Source organism: Henriciella aquimarina, from assembly GCF_002088975.1.
Classification (GTDB): Bacteria; Pseudomonadota; Alphaproteobacteria; order Caulobacterales; family Hyphomonadaceae; genus Henriciella; species Henriciella aquimarina.
Genome location: NZ_NCST01000038.1, coordinates 132,442 through 146,520, shown reverse-complemented (window position 1 = coordinate 146,520; position 14,079 = coordinate 132,442). Strand labels below are relative to the sequence as shown.

The 14,079-nt window shown below is 65.4% G+C and carries 9 protein-coding genes; 5 read left to right on the top strand and 4 right to left on the bottom strand.

Annotation, left to right across the window (positions count from 1 at the left end; translation table 11 throughout):
• The 4 genes from B8784_RS06030 to B8784_RS06015 all read right to left on the bottom strand — a co-directional run.
• The coding region (locus B8784_RS06030; RefSeq protein ID WP_143435321.1) for a type I polyketide synthase at positions 1–3,120 on the bottom strand (3,120 nt) is incomplete at its 3' end.
• Positions 3,121–3,146: 26 nt separating this feature from the next.
• Positions 3,147–4,652: a PfaD family polyunsaturated fatty acid/polyketide biosynthesis protein gene (locus B8784_RS06025; RefSeq protein ID WP_084396692.1), complete on the bottom strand. Its 1,506-nt coding sequence runs from the start codon at positions 4,650–4,652 to the stop codon at positions 3,147–3,149.
• A gap of 196 nt (positions 4,653–4,848) precedes the next feature.
• Positions 4,849–7,683, bottom strand: a complete 2,835-nt coding sequence (locus tag B8784_RS06020) for a phosphoenolpyruvate carboxylase (protein WP_084396691.1) — start codon at positions 7,681–7,683, stop codon at positions 4,849–4,851.
• A 207-nt stretch (positions 7,684–7,890) separates the two neighbouring features.
• Positions 7,891–8,760, bottom strand: a complete 870-nt coding sequence (locus B8784_RS06015; RefSeq protein ID WP_084396690.1) for a LysR family transcriptional regulator — start codon at positions 8,758–8,760, stop codon at positions 7,891–7,893.
• A 109-nt stretch (positions 8,761–8,869) separates the two neighbouring features.
• Between B8784_RS06015 and B8784_RS06010 the strand changes: the two genes are divergently transcribed.
• The 5 genes from B8784_RS06010 to B8784_RS05990 all read left to right on the top strand — a co-directional run bounded on the left by B8784_RS06010 (position 8,870) and on the right by B8784_RS05990 (position 14,073).
• Positions 8,870–10,366 (top strand): CoA-acylating methylmalonate-semialdehyde dehydrogenase, encoded by a 1,497-nt coding sequence (locus B8784_RS06010; protein WP_084396689.1) that lies wholly within the window; start codon positions 8,870–8,872, stop codon positions 10,364–10,366.
• Between the two features lie 30 nt (positions 10,367–10,396).
• Complete coding sequence (locus B8784_RS06005) at positions 10,397–11,530, top strand: acyl-CoA dehydrogenase family protein (RefSeq protein ID WP_084396688.1); 1,134 nt, start codon at positions 10,397–10,399, stop codon at positions 11,528–11,530.
• 2 nt (positions 11,531–11,532) lie between these two features.
• A complete protein-coding gene (locus B8784_RS06000) occupies positions 11,533–12,564 on the top strand; it encodes an enoyl-CoA hydratase/isomerase family protein (protein ID WP_084396687.1) in 1,032 nt (343 codons plus the stop codon).
• Positions 12,565–12,566: 2 nt separating this feature from the next.
• Positions 12,567–13,457 (top strand): 3-hydroxyisobutyrate dehydrogenase, encoded by an 891-nt coding sequence (mmsB, locus tag B8784_RS05995; RefSeq protein ID WP_084396686.1) that lies wholly within the window; start codon positions 12,567–12,569, stop codon positions 13,455–13,457.
• Positions 13,458–13,584: 127 nt separating this feature from the next.
• Complete coding sequence (locus B8784_RS05990) at positions 13,585–14,073, top strand: flavin reductase family protein (protein ID WP_084396701.1); 489 nt, start codon at positions 13,585–13,587, stop codon at positions 14,071–14,073.
• The last annotated feature ends 6 nt before the right edge of the window (positions 14,074–14,079 follow it).

Below are 14,079 nucleotides of genomic sequence, written 5' to 3'. Positions count from 1 at the left end.
AGCGGCGCGGAGGGCGTCGATATAGTCGGCATGGGCCGCGGTCATGTTGGCGTGGATGCGTTCGGCGGCGTCGCTGGCCGGGCGGCTGTACTGGGTCACGGATGAGGCTCCTGAAGGAGTGGGTGTTGCTGTCTGGGAGGCGTTTTGCGGGGGCTGACTGGTTGCTGGTTCCGGCGGCTTTTCCGGTTCGGGCTGCTGTGGCGCCTCGCTGGTTGTCTGCGGGCCCGGATTGCGGGCTTCGGCGGCCGCCGGTTGAGGCTCGACACGCTCGGGATTGGGCGGCGGCAGGCCGGCTGCGCCGTCTTTCGGCGGATAGGGCTTGTGATAATTCGCGCCGGTGAGGTCGATCGTATGCTTCGAGCGCGGCTTGCGCGGCTGCGGCGCGGGCATGTTGGCAAACAGGGCCTCGAAGTCGACCGTGTGGCCGAGCACCGCGAGCTTGCCCAACCCGGCGAGGAAGGCAGCGAGCCCGTCGCCCTTCTTGTCATCGAGCGCAATGGCATTGGCCTTGCCCGGCAGGATCTGGCCGACCAGCGCGGTCAGCACCGTTCCGGGGCCAGCCTCGACAAAGGTGGTCACGCCATCCTCAGCCATGGCCTCGACAATGGAGCGGAAGCGGACCGGGCTTTCGATCTGGGTCGCGAGCAGGTCACGCTGGCGGGCATAGGCGAGCGGATAGCGCTTGGCCGAAACATTGGCGAAGACCGGGAAGGCCGCCTTCGAGAACTCGACCTTGTCGAGTGCCTTGCGGAAGGGCTCGACGGCGCCGGCGACGATGGGCGAGTGGAAAGCCGAGGCGACCGGCAGGCGTCGCGTCTTGATGCCGGCGGCCTCGATGGCGGCGCGGGCGGCTTCGATCGCATCGACCGGGCCGGAGAGCACGGTCTGCGTCGGCGCATTGTCGTTCGCGATGACGACATCCGGGTGGTTTTCGAGGATGGGGGCGAGCGTTTCGGCGGCTGCCTGGGTGGCGAGCATGGCGCCCTCATTCGAGGCGGCGGCCTTGCTCATCAGTTTCGCGCGCCTGTGGGCGACGGTGAGGGCGTCTTTCGCGCTGAGGCTGCCGGCGGCTTGCAGGGCCATGATCTCGCCGAAGCTGTGGCCGGCGGCCATGTCGGGCGTGAGACCGGCCTTGTCGAGCACGGCAAGCGTGGCGAGCGTCGCGGCGGCGAGTGCCGGTTGCGCGTTCTCCATGGCGGTGAGCGTCTCGGCCTGCGTTTTGGCTTCGGCCTCGCTATAGGCCGATGGCGGGAAGGCGAGATTGTGCAGCGCCTGCTTGCCGGTCTTCTTGTGGCTGGCGGCAAGGTCCCAGGCGGCGCGCGCTTCGGGAAAGGCGAGGGCGAGGTCGCGGCCCATGCCGACATACTGGCTGCCCTGGCCGGGCATCAGGAAAGCGAGCTTGCCCGGTTTGGCGGCAGACAGCGAGACGCTGACGCCCTTCGGCATCGGCGCGGTTTCGGCGGTGCCGGCGCTCAGATGCCAGGCGAGTTTGCCGGCCTTTTCGGCATAGTCCTCATTGTCGGTGGCGACGATGGCGACGCGGCAGGGCGCGGTGGCGTCAAAGCCGGCATGGCTTTCGCTGGCGAGGAGGGCGAGGTCTTCCTCATGCTCCAGGCGCTGGGCGAAGGCTTCGAGAATGCGTTCCAGTGTTTCCGGCGTATCCGCCGACACCATGATCAGCTCTGCCGACAGCGCCCGCTCGGGCTGGACGGCGCTCGGCCCATCATATTCTTCAAGCGTCAGGTGGAAGTTCGAGCCGCCAAAGCCGAAGGAGCTGACGGCGGCCCGGCGTTTATGGTCCGAACTGCGCACCCAGGGGCGAAGCTCGCGATTGGGATAGAAGGGCGACCCGGCGAGCGCGGGGGCGGGCTGGTCGACCTTGAGGGTCGGCGGATAGGCCTTGCGCGAGAGCGCCATCGCCGTCTTGATCAGGCTGGCAGAGCCGGCCGCCGCCTTGGTGTGGCCGATCTGGGACTTGATGGAGCCGATGGCGCACCAGGGCGCTTCGGCTGGCGCATCCTCGGGCGAGAAGATGAGTTTTAGCCCACCAATCTCGGCCGCATCGCCGGCCTTCGTACCGGTGCCGTGAGCCTCGACCAGTTCCACAGTGCGCGGATCGTACCCAGCTTGCTCATAGGCGCGCTTCAGGGCGCGGGCCTGGCCGTCGGGCAGTGGGGCATAGATGGCCGTCGCCCGGCCGTCCGAGCCTGCGCCGAGCCCCTTGATGACGGCATGGATGCGGTTGCCGTCACGCTCGGCATCTTCCAGCCGGCGCAGAGCGAGAATACCGATGCCTTCGCCGAGCATCGTGCCATCTGCCTTGTCGGAGAAGGGCCGGCAATCCTCGCTCATGGAGAGCGCCGGTGTCTTCGAGAAACACATATACATCAGGATGTCGTTCAGCGTGTCGACACCCCCGGCGAGCACCATGTCGCTATCGCCGGAATTAAGCTCGTGCAGGGCCACCTGGACCGCCGACAGCGAGGAGGCGCAGGCGGCATCGGTGACATAGTTCGCGCCGCCCAGGTCCATCCGGTTGGCGATGCGCCCGGCCACGACATTGCCGAGCAAGCCGGGGAAGGTGCTTTCCTTCCATTCGGAGAAGTTCGCGGAAATGCGTTCGGCAATCTCCTGCACCTGGCTTTCCGGCAGGCCGGCTTCGCGCAGGCCCTTGATCCAGGCCGGGCGGTGCAGGCGGCCGGCCATGTGCGCGACGAGTTCGGTGGCCGAAGCCACGCCGAGCACGCAGCTCGTGCGTTCACGGTCGATTGTGCCATTCGTGGCCGTTTCGGCTTCGCTGAGCGCCTGCTGGGCGACGATCAGGGCGAGCAGCTGGGCGGTGTCTGTGGCTTCGAGCTGGTTGGGCGGAATGCCGAAGTCGAGCGGGTCGAAGCCCTGCGGCGAGAGGAAGCCGCCGCGCCGGCCATAAGTGCGGTCGCGGGCCTTCGGATCGGCGTCATAATAGTCCTCGACCAGCCAGTGCGTCGGCGGCACCGGCCCGAGCGTATCGACGCCCTCGGCAATGTCGCGCCAGAAGCCGGGCGTGTCGCCGCGTCCGGGGAACATGGCCCCGAGCCCCACAATGGCGATATCGGCCGGGCGGGTCGTCTTGCTGCTCATTCTGATCAGCCCTCACTCATCAAAAACTACTCGAAAAGCCCCGGCCGGTAGGCAAAGGCCGATGGCGGTACGTCGTGCCCGGTGGCGCGAAGCAGCTGCATGCGCGTGATGTGCGCGGCGCCGTCGAGCATGTTCCAGGCAATCTGTTTGACGGTCCGGTTCTCGAGCGCTTCCAGCAGGCTTCCCTCAACCCACTCATTGAAGGCGCCCATCGCCGGGCCGCACCAGATCTGATAGTCGCGCAGCCGGGCCGCATCGCCCTCGCGCGCCCATTGTGCGCCGAAGAAGAGATAACGGCGGAAGACAAGCGCCATCTGTCGGCTCGGATCGCCCTCGGCGCGGGCGAGTTCAGCCGGATTGGCGCGCTGCATATAGCTTTTCGTCTTCGCCCAGGCGTCCGGAAAGGATTCGCCGAGCGCGGTCTCGATGAATTTGCGTTCGTCGGGGGTGCAGGCCTCGAAGCTCTCACGCGCCTTGTAGATCGCCCACATGCGCTTGCCGCGCATGGCAAACAGGGTGCCGCGCTTGAGCACCTGCACCTCGACGCCCTGTTCGAACATGTCGGCGGCAGGCGCCATGGCGACATCCGCCGGCCCGGCTTCGGCGAGCAGCTTGCGCCCCTCGAGCGAGAGACCGGATTCCACGGCGGCCTGGTTGACCGAACCGGTCAGAATGTAAGCCGCCCCCATCTGGAAGGCGGCTGCCGCGGCCCAGGGCGTGCCGATGCCGCCGGCGAGGCCAATGCGGATCAGGTCGGTCGCCATGCCGTGTTCGGTGCACACCTCTTCACGCGTCTGCACGAGCGAGGAGAAAAGCGGGCCGGCCGGGCGGTTGTCGGTGTGGCCGCCACTGTCGGATTCGGCGGTGATGTCGGCGGCGACCGGGACCTGGCGGGCAAGCTCAGCCTGTACCGGCGTGATGTCGCCGGCGGCAGCGAGCTCCTTCAGGAGCTTGTCCGGCGCCGGGGCCATGAAATGGCGCGCGACTTCGGCGCGTGAGACCTTGGCGAAGACATGGGTGGAGCGGCCAATGCTGCCATCGGGGGCGCGCGAAAGCCCCCGGGCGCTGTAGCGCACGATTTCTTTCGAGAGCGTCATGAAGGCGGAAGCCGAGACGCGGGCGACGCCGCGCTCAAGGAAAAGGTCGACCACAGCGCGCTCATAGCCCGGCTGCTGGGGCGAGTGGATGAGATTGGCCCCCCAGGCGGGCGCCCCCTTGCCAAGCCCGGCTTCGATCGCGTCGAGCCCCTCGGCAATCGTCTCGGGCCGCAGGCCGGCACTGCCATAAAAGCCGACAAGCCCGGCGCGGACGGCCTCGACCACCATTTGGGGGGTGGCGATGCCGCGCGCCATTTCACCCACGACATAGGCGAAGCGGCTGCCATGCAAGTTTGTGAAACGCCGGTCGCCCAGCCATTCGGGATAGATGTCTTTTGGGGAAAGCGTTGCGTCCGTCGAGGGAAAAGAGCGCCGGCTTTCAACCCTGGAGGCTGAAGGCGGTATCTCCGAGTGAAGCCTTGGTGAGTTCAACACAGTGCCTCAATTCCCCTTCTGGTTGCAAAAGTAACCTCGACTCGCGCTTTTCTGCAATGCAGATTCCGCACCAGCTCACGACTTCCTGACGATCTGCCCGAAAGACAGTCTGTGGACGTCCTGGCCTGCTTATAGCTGTTGCAAACGCAACAGTTTGTGACAGGACGGCAATGTCCCGCCGGAAGGCCGGTCACGCCTAGCCCCAGGCCCCAAAGGCCTGACACGTGGCAACAGAAATTCGCCGGATCAATTCATCTGTCAGGCGAAGCGGGTCGATGATCTCGCGGTGCAACTGGTCATAGCCGGCCGCACTCGTTTCGGCCGCCTCGAAGCCTCGTTCTGAGACACCCTCTATCAGCTCCGTTTCATCGCGGGACGCCGGGTAGATGGTTTCGAGCATTTCGACCGCGTCCTGGATGCGCAGGCTCAACACCAGGTCGATGATGTCTTCCAGGCTGGTGTCGTGGCGGGCAGAGAAATTACGCAGCCGTCCGATCAGGCTCAGCGCATACATCATGACGGCCTGGCGGATGGCGTGCAGGGCGTGGATTTCCAGCCGGCCCTCATGGCGGCTCTCGACCGAGGGGGCATCGTCCAGCGTCGCCAGCAGCCGGTCGAACTTGATCAGGTCGACGGCGAGAATGTTGGCGATGCGCTTGAGGCTGGTGCTGGTGGTGTAGTCGCTGATGGAATCGGCGACCCGGCGCAGGGCGGCCTCATTGTGGACCGTGCCGTGCTTGGCGACCGCCAGCCAGACTTCCGGATCATAGACCGATGCATAGCCGCGCAGGGCCGGCAGGCTGGTCAGCATGCGCGCGCGGGTGGCCAGCATGACGAGGGCATGCATGCGGGGACTGTCATTGATGAGGTCGCGCAGACGCTCGGTCTCGCGCTCCACCGAGGAGCCGATGCCGCAGGCGGAATTGAGCGGCACGCCGAGCTGCTGCAGCATGGCATTGTGCGAGATGGCGCGGATCGCCGACGGCCCGCTGACACTGCCGGCGCGCTTGACCGGCCGCGAGCCCGCCTTGACGAGGAAGCCGGTGGCAAAGCCGCTCAGCATCCGGGCATAGTCGCTGTCGACAAACAGGGTTTCCTGCCAGTGTCGCAGCGCGCGGTAAGCATCCCAGACGAAGTCGGTATGCTCGTAGAAAGGGTCGCCGGCCGAGCCATCCGTGTTGGACAGGACGTGCTCGCAGAAAGCGGCATACGTCGCCTCGGAAAGTGCCGGCGTGCCGAAATGGAGAAAGCCGTCGCCGCCCTGGAAGCTCACCTCATGCATCGGATGGATGTCGCGCGCGATCAGGCCGGCGCGGGCCCAGCGGGTGAGCAAATGGTCGAAGCGCTGTTCGAACGTGCCGGGATAGGCGCCCCGGCCCATGGATTCGCCATGCGTGTTGAAGAAGAGCAAGCCGATGCCCGGCAGTTTCTCGCCGACGGCGCGCCCGATCAGGTTATGGATCCGCTCGATCGCCATATTGCCGGCGACCTGGCCGATGAAGCGCCCGGAATCGGAAAAGCCGAGCTGGATGGAGAGATAGCCGCGCGTTTTCACATAATCGAGGAAGGCCGGCTCCTCGAGCAGGCGTTCAACGAAGCGTCCGCCGGTTTCCAGTGCTTCCGGCGTCTCGAAGAGCGGCGAGATGTCGAGCGCATGGGCGACGCCATATTGCCGGGCGAGATAGAGCGCGCCCATCACGGTGGCCGGGTTCTCGCTCTCGGCGATCAGGAAGCGGATCGGCGAGCGGGCATCGATATGCTTCAGGATCTGCGCGCACATCATGAACTGGCGCCGCGCGGTCGATTGCTCGATGAAGAGGTCGGCGAAATTGACCGGGCGGACCTCGTCGGAGGCGGCCATTTCCGAAAGCTGGCTGAGCGCGAGGCGGCCGAGGTCGACATCCTCGGTTTCGAGCTCAAGGTCGCGCGAGAGCACGGTGCGGACCTGGGCGGCGTTGACACGCAGATGGATGCGCGCGGTGCCAAGCTGCAGCGCTTCGATTTCGGCGCGCAGGACGATCAGGTCGGCGGCAAGGCCCGCTTCGGTCGCCGGATCGTCGATCAGCGCGGTGAGCGGGGCGATGATCGCGTCGGTGTCGATCAGCTTGTCATCGCTGTCGGCGGTGAGGAAGTTTGCCGCCCGCACCAGCGTATCCGGGTCGAAGAGGTCGCCCTCGAACAGCTCTGCGGCCCTGGCGGTGTGGTCGCGCGCCTTGCCGAGCCGGTCGGCCAGCGCGCCGGTCTGCTCGCTCGCTTCGAGCCCGTCCAGGCGCTTGATGTAATAGCCGAGCTGGGCTTCCTTTTCGCGCAGGCGCAGCGCGATCGATTGCGACCAGTGAATGTCGGTGCGCCCGTCGAGATCATAGCCGACCCAGCTTGCAATCGTCGGCAGGACCGGGCGCAGGGACCGCCAGCTGTTGGAGAAGCTGTCCTGCGCCACCTCCAGGATCAGCCGGCCATAGGCGCGCGCGGCCTGCTGGGCGCAGGCGATGGCGTTCTGGGCTTCCTCATGTTCGCTGAGCAGGGTGATCTGGCCCGGCCAGTCCGTATTCGGGCGGCTCGCTTCGGCCTTCAGGCTGTCGAGGCTTTCCTCGTCATTGGCGGTGACATGATGGGCGAAGGCCTGACGCAGCGAGCGTGAGAGGGCAAAGGTCGGGTGGGCGGTAAAGACGATCCCGCCATGGGCTTTTTGCGTGGCAGCGAGGAAGGCATCCTTGCCTTCGGCGGCAGCGGCTTCGAGGCGTGTGCGCACAGAGGCCCACGGGCCGTCGCCATTTAGGCTGTGCTGCTTGCGGAAGTCTTCGGCGCGTTCGCACAGGAGGTCGAAGTGGAAGGTGTCGACCGGCTCTGTCAGCGCTTCCAGCGTGTGATGGCCGCTATCGAGATCCTGGAACAGCGCCATGGCCAGCGAGAAGACCGAATTGGTCATCGGGTCATGGTCGATGTCGGAGGCGTAGGCGCGCAGACGGTCCAGAAGGCCTTGCCGGTCGAGCGGCACCGGCGATGTCCGGCGGGGGTGCGCGTCTGTCATCGTCTCTCCATCCGCGGGGGCAGGGCCGGGCAAAGCCATGCCGGGCTTTCAGCAGTGAGGCGTTCGCGGGGCTGGTGTCAAGCTGGACCGCGCCATGGGCGCCCCGAATGGGGCAGGCGCCGAAGGATGAAGCAGGCGTGCGAGATCAGGGGCGCCGGATGTTTTCAGGCCACCTGCATGCGTGCAGGTTGATACTGGGAAACGGGCTCAGGGCAGGTCCTGCATCAGCTCGCCCAGGAAGTCGGCCATCAGCCGGTTGCGGGTGAGGCTGGCAACATCCTCGTGTAGCGACAGCCAGAAGGAGCGGGTGACGTGAATGTCTGCGGGCAGGATCGGCTTCAGATGCGGCAGGCGCTCGGCCATGAAGACGGGCAGGATGCCGAGGCCCGCGCCGGCTGAGACCATTTCCGCCTGCGCCACGATGCTCGGGCTGCACAGCTGAGGCGTGAGGCCGGGCAGAAGCTCGTCGAAATAGCGCAGCTGCGAGGAATAGATCAGGTCGTCGACATAACCGATCAGCGTATGGTGCTGCAGGTCGGCGCGTGAGGCGACGGGCGGATGGCGGTCGATATAGCCGGCCGCGCCATAGAGCTTCAGCGAATAGTCGGTGAGCTTGCGCACCTTGAGACGGCCGGCGGAGGGGCGTGTCAGCAGGATGGACATGTCGGCCTGTCGCTTCGGCACGCTGACAAAGCCCGACAGCGCGATCAGGTCGACATCGATCTTGGGGTGCTGGCGCTTGAAGGCGCCAAGCGCAGGCGCGATGACGGCCGAGCCGAGCCCTTCGGTGACGCCGAGCCGGATGCGCCCGGCCGCGCTCTTCTCCGAGGCGCTTTCCGACTGGATATCCAGCGAGAGCGATTCCATCTCCTCGACCCGCGCGGCCAGGCGTTCGCCGGACGGGGTGAGAACATGGCCGCGCCGTGTGCGTTCAAACAGGGTGAGGCCAAGCTCCTGCTCGAGCCGCTTGATGCGTCGGCTGATGGTCGTGGCGTCGAGATGCAGGTGCGTGGCGGCACTGTCCAGCTTGGGCTGGCGCGAGACATCGAGGAAAATCTTGAGGTCGTCCCAGTTCATGCTGTCGGCATAACCTGCAAAATCGCAGGTGTCATCTGCAAAGCTTGTTCTGGACCCGCATGGGGCCAGCTTCTAGGCTTCGCCCAAACAGAACTCAGGAGAGGCCAGAATGCGCAGTGTCCATCACTACATGTCCGGGGCGCCGGTCGAGGGCCAGTCGGGCCGGTTCGGCGACATCTACAATCCCAATACCGGCGAGGTTCAGGCGAAGGTCGATCTCGCCAGCGATGCGGAAGTCGACAAGGCGGTCGAGGCGGCCAGGGCCGCGCTGCCGGAATGGGCGGCGACCAATCCGCAGCGCCGCGCGCGTATCCTGTTCAAGTTCAAGGACCTGCTGGAGCAGAATATCGACGAGCTGGCCGAGCTGCTTTCCTCCGAGCACGGCAAGGTGGTCGCGGATTCGAAGGGTGACGTGCAGCGTGGCATCGACGTGGTCGAGTTTGCCTGCGGCATCCCGCACCTGCAGAAGGGCGAATACACTGAGGGTGCCGGGCCCGGCATCGACGTCTATTCCATGCGCCAGCCGCTGGGTGTCTGTGCCGGCATCACGCCATTCAACTTTCCGGCCATGATCCCTTGCTGGATGTTTGCCGTCGCCATCGCCTGCGGCAACACTTTCGTGCTGAAGCCGTCCGAAAAGGACCCGTCCGTCCCGGTACGGCTCGCCGAACTCTTCATGGAGGCCGGCGCACCGGCAGGTGTGCTGAACGTCGTCCATGGCGACAAGCAGGCCGTCGACGCGATCCTGAAGCATCCGGAGGTGAAGGCCGTCAGCTTCGTCGGCTCCTCCGACATCGCGCAATATGTCTATGCCACCGGGACCGCGCACGGAAAACGCGTTCAGGCCATGGGTGGGGCGAAGAACCACGGCATCATCATGCCGGACGCAAACATGGACCAGGCGGTGAAGGACATTGTCGGTGCGGCCTATGGCTCGGCCGGCGAGCGCTGCATGGCGCTTCCCGTCGCTGTCACGGTCGGCCAGAAGACCGGCGATGAGTTCGTAGAGCGCATGCTGGAGGCAGCGCAGAACCTCAAGGTCGGTATCTCGACCGACAAGGACGCCCATTACGGCCCGGTGGTCTCGGCCGCGCACAAGGCGAAGGTCGAGGACTATATCCAGATGGGGGTCGATGAGGGCGCCGAGCTGAAGCTCGACGGGCGCGGCCACACGCTGCAAGGCCATGAGAACGGCTTCTTTGTCGGCCCGTCGCTCTTCGACAATGTGAAAGCGGGCATGCGCTCCTACAAGGAAGAGATCTTCGGGCCCGTCCTGCAGGTGGTCCGTGCCGAGACGCTGGAAGAAGCCGCCGCCCTGCCGTCGAACCATCAGTACGGCAACGGTGTCGCCATCTTCACCTCGAACGGCCGCGCCGCGCGCGAGTTCGCCGCGCAGGTCAATGTCGGCATGGTCGGCATCAATGTGCCGATCCCGGTGCCGGTCAGCTACCACACCTTTGGCGGCTGGAAGCGGTCTGCCTTTGGCGACACCAATCAGCACGGGCCGGAAGGCGTGAAGTTCTGGACCAAGATCAAGACCGTCACCCAGCGCTGGCCGGAAGGCGATATCGGCGACCAGGCTTTCGTCATTCCGACAATGCAGTAAGTCAGACGTTGAAAGACGGAGACATCGAACATGCTGCTGACTGAAGAACAGACGATGATTTCGGACATGGCGAAGACTTTCGCCATGAACGAGCTGCGCCCGCATGCGGCCCAATGGGACAAGGAAGGCAACCTCGACCGCTCGAAGCTGGAAGCGCTCGGCGAGCTCGGCTTTGGCGGGATTTACACGACCGAGGAGCATGGCGGCTCGGGGCTGACGCGCCTCGATGCGGTGCTGATCTTCGAACAGCTCTCGCGCGGCGACATCAGCCACGCCGCCTTCCTGTCGATCCACAATATGGCGACCTGGATGATCGACAGCTTCGCCGACGATGCCTTGCGCGCGAAATACGTCCCGCGGCTGACGGCGACCGAGCTGATCGCCTCCTACTGCCTGACCGAGCCGGGCGCGGGATCGGATGCGGCCAGCCTGAAGACCTCGGCCCGGCGCGACGGTGACGACTATGTCCTGAACGGCGCGAAGGTCTTCATCTCAGGGGCCGGCTTCTCGGACGTCTATGTCGTCATGGCACGCACCTCGGACGAGGGCGCGCGTGGGGTGTCCACCTTCGTCGTCGAGAAGGATGCGCCGGGCCTCTCCTTCGGCAAGTCGGAGGACAAGATGGGCTGGCGGGCCCAGCCGACGGCCATGGTCAATTTCGATGATTGCCGCATCCCGGCGGAAAACCGGCTTGGCGACGAAGGCCACGGCTTCCGTTTCGCCATGGCCGGCCTTGATGGCGGGCGGCTGAACATTGCCGCCTGCGCGCTCGGCGGCGCGCAGGACGCGCTCGACCGGGCCTTCGCCTATGTGAAGGAGCGCGAGCAGTTCGGCCGCGCCATCCTCGATTTCCAGGCGACCCAGTTCAAGCTGGCTGACATGGAGACCGAGCTGACAGCCGCCCGCGCAATGCTCTACGAGGCCGCCCAGCGCCTCGACCACAAGGCCCCGGACGCCACGAAATATTGCGCCATGGCCAAGCGCTTCGTGACCGATACCGCCTCGAAGGTTGCCAATGATGCGCTGCAGCTTCATGGCGGGTATGGGTACCTGGCAGACTATGAGGTCGAGCGGATTGTCCGCGACCTGCGGGTCCACCAGATCCTCGAAGGCACGAATGAAATCATGCGCGTCATCGTCGCGCGTGAGATGATGAAAGGATAGGTATGTCCGAACCGACCGTTCTCGCCCGCAAGCAAGGCAAGGCTGGCCGCCTGACGCTCAACCGGCCGAAGGCGCTGCATTCGCTGAACCTCGACATGTGCAAGCGCATGACCGACGCGCTCGACGACTGGAGCGACGACCCGGACGTCGAGCTTGTCATTGTCGACCATGCCCCGGGCACCCGCGGTTTCTGCGCGGGCGGCGACATTCGCATGCTGGCGGAATCGGGCGCGAAGGACGGTGAGGAAGCCCACGACTTCTTTGCCGCCGAATACCGGCTCAATACGTTGATCAAGGAATATCCCAAGCCCTATGTCGCGATCCAGGACGGTGTGACCATGGGCGGCGGCGTCGGTATTTCCGTGCACGGCGATTACCGGGTGGCGACCCCGAACACGCTCTTCGCCATGCCCGAAAGCGGCATCGGCCTCTTCCCGGATGTCGGCGGTGGCTGGTTCCTGCCGCGCCTGCCGGGCGCGCTCGGCATGTGGCTCGCGCTCACCGGGGAACGGCTGAAGGGCGAGGATGTGCTGGCCGTCGGCGTCGCGACGCATTTCACCGACAAGCCGGACGGGCTTGCCGAGGCGCTCTGCGAGCAGGGCGTCAAGGCGCTGGATGGCCTGAAGACCGAGGCGAGCCCCAGCTTTGTCGACCATATCCCCGAGATCGACAGCTGCTTTGCCAAGGCCAGTGTGGAAGACATCATCGCCTGCCTGGAAGCCGGCAGCGACTGGGCCAAGGGCCAGGCCGAGGCGCTGACGACGAAGTCGCCGCTGACGCTCAAGATCGCGCATCGCCAGCTCACCGAAGGCGGCAAGCTCGATGATTTCCGCGAGAATATGCGCATGGAGCTGCGCATCGCTTCGCGGCTGGTGCGCACCAAGAGCTTCCAGGAAGGCGTGCGCGCGGTGCTGATCGACAAGGATAACAAACCCGCCTGGCAGCCAGCCAGCCTCGAGGAGGTGACCCCGGTCATCCTCGAGACTTTCTTCGAGCCGCTGGGCGACCACGAACTGGAATTCATCGGAGGATAGTCATGGCCAAGGTCGCTTTTATCGGACTGGGAAATATGGGCTCAGGGATGTGCGCCAACCTCGCCAAGGCCGGGTTCGAGGTGAGCGCGTTCGACCTCAATGAGGCCGCCGTGAAAGAGGCCGTCAGTGCCGGGGCGAGTGCAGCTGCCTCCATCAAGGACGCGGTCTCCGGGGCCGATGTGGTCGTGACCATGCTGCCGGCCGGAAAGCATGTCCATCAGGTCTATTTCGGCGACGATGGCGTGGCCGCCCATGCCGGGCCGGGGACGCTCTTCCTCGATTGTTCGACCATTGCTGTGGAAGAAGCCCGCGAGGCGGCGAAGAAGGCTGAAGACGCCGGGTTCGCCTATATGGATGCGCCGGTCTCCGGCGGGGTGGCGGCCGCCGAGGGCGGCACGCTGACTTTCATGGTGGGCGGGCCGGCCGAAGGCTTCGAAAAGGGCAAGCCGCTGCTGGAGGCGATGGGCAAGAACGTTTTCCATGCCGGCGGGCCGGGCAATGGCCAGGTCGCCAAGATTGCCAACAACATGCTGCTCGGCATCTCCATGATCGGCACCTGCGAGGCGTTCAACCTCGCTGAAAAGCTGGGCCTCGATGCGCAGACCTTCTTCGATATCTCCTCGACCGCTTCGGGCCAGTGCTGGTCGATGACGAGCTATTGCCCGGCGCCCGGGCCCGTCCCGGCGGCGCCGTCCAACCGCGACTACAAGCCGGGCTTTGCGGTGGCCATGATGCTGAAGGACCTGAAGCTCGCGCTCGCCTCGGCCGAAGGTGCCGGGGCGGAGACACCACTCGGCCAGCACGCCGAAGAGATCTATGCCAAGCTCGACGAGGACGGCCATGCGGGCCTCGACTTCTCGGGCGTCATGCGCCGCATCAAGGGCGAAATCTGATTGACGCGGGGGCTGGGCGCGCGCCATCACCAGACCTATATGCGAGAGGTCTCATGACCTCACATGGCGCCTGATGCGTTATGGGGGTAGTCGCCATGTCCGCCTCAATGATGAAAGCCGCCCGTTCATGACCGATAGCCTGCAATTCAAAGCCGCCATGGCGCGTCTCGGCTCTGCTGTGTGCATCATTGCGACGGACGGGCCGTGCGGGCGCTATGGCATCACGGTCTCTGCGGTGACCAGCGTGTCGGACGATCCGCCCTCGCTGATCGTCTGCGTGAACCGCAATTCGGGCGCCAATGCCGCCATCAAGGAGAATGGCGCGCTCAGCGTGAATGTGCTCTCCAGCGACCAGGAAGAGGTGAGCGGGGTCTTCGCAACCTCGAAGGTCGATCCGCGTGAGCGGTTCAACACGGGTGACTGGGTCGTCAGCGAGCGCGGCAATCTCATCCTGAACGACAGTGCCGCCCTCTTCGAATGCGAGGTGGACAAGGCGGTCGAGTATGGCACCCACACCGTCTTCTTCTGCAAGGTGACCGACAGCCATGTCGGGGCGAGCGAAAACGGCCTGATCTATCATGGCCGCGCCTATCACCATATCCGCCCGTTCGAGTGAGCTGTA